The sequence below is a fragment of the Oleiphilus sp. HI0066 genome, assembly GCF_001635725.1.
On sequence record NZ_LWFH01001226.1, the window covers coordinates 1 to 953 of the forward strand.

Here is a 953-nt window from a genome sequence, read left to right on the forward strand (position 1 = left end):
CGATGAACTTAGATGATGCGGTGACATTTTTTGGCTGGGTTAGTACGATCAACCTCGCTTACCTAGGTTTAGCGACTTTCGCCGTTGTCGTATTCAAAGCGCAAATGCTTGCGATACACAATCGCTTGTTTGGACTAAATGCAACGGCATTGAGCACCAGTTATTTTAAGTTCCTTGCGAATTACAAAATCATGACCTTAATCTTCTGTGTCGCTCCATACTTAGCACTTAGATTTATGAATAGTTAAATTCATAAATAGCTAAAAGCACGCTACGCCAACAGATCTTTAACGAAGCTCGGTAACACTTCACCAGCCTTGCCTTGAATGGAGCGAGAGAAACTCGAGTGCACGGCAGAGGGCTTTAGGTTGATCTCAATACTATCTGCACCTGCATGATTAGCGACTTCAACAAATCCCGCCGCAGGATATACATGACCTGAGGTACCGATCGATATAAAGGCATCGCATTGTTCAATCGCTTGATAAATCTCATCCATATATAAAGGCATTTCACCAAACCAAACGACATGCGGACGCATTTGAACCATTGCACCACAGTTTTCACATACTGAATTTGGTGTCGTATCGACGCGTGACTCCTGTACAAATTCACAAGACTGACAACGCTCCTTAAGCAACTCTCCGTGCATATGTAATACATTTTGAGAGCCTGCACGTTCATGCAGATCATCAATATTCTGCGTCACGAGTATAAATGAATGGCCTGCTAACTGCATCGCACGTTCAAGATCTACTAATGCCCTGTGGGCTAGATTGGGCTGAATATTTGGCGAAAGTAAAAACTGACGACGCTGATTGTAGAACGATTGAACAAGTTCAGGATTGCGTGCAAAACCCTCTGGAGAGGCAACGTCTTCAATACGGTGTTCCTCCCACAAACCGTCACTCGCTCTAAAAGTTTGGATACCAGATTCTGCTGAGATACCAGCT

The 953-nt window shown here is 43.9% G+C and carries 2 protein-coding genes; one reads left to right on the forward strand and one right to left on the reverse strand.

Features of this window, described 5'->3' with window-relative positions; genetic code table 11:
* Positions 1–248 (forward strand): DUF6868 family protein (locus tag A3738_RS31225; RefSeq protein WP_068476155.1); only part of this gene is annotated, 248 nt, incomplete at its 5' end.
* Between the two features lie 23 nt (positions 249–271).
* On the opposite strand, the gene cobB is transcribed toward A3738_RS31225, so the two are convergent.
* Positions 272–953: Sir2 family NAD+-dependent deacetylase (gene cobB / locus A3738_RS17680; protein WP_068763743.1), on the reverse strand; the 682-nt coding region annotated here is incomplete at its 5' end.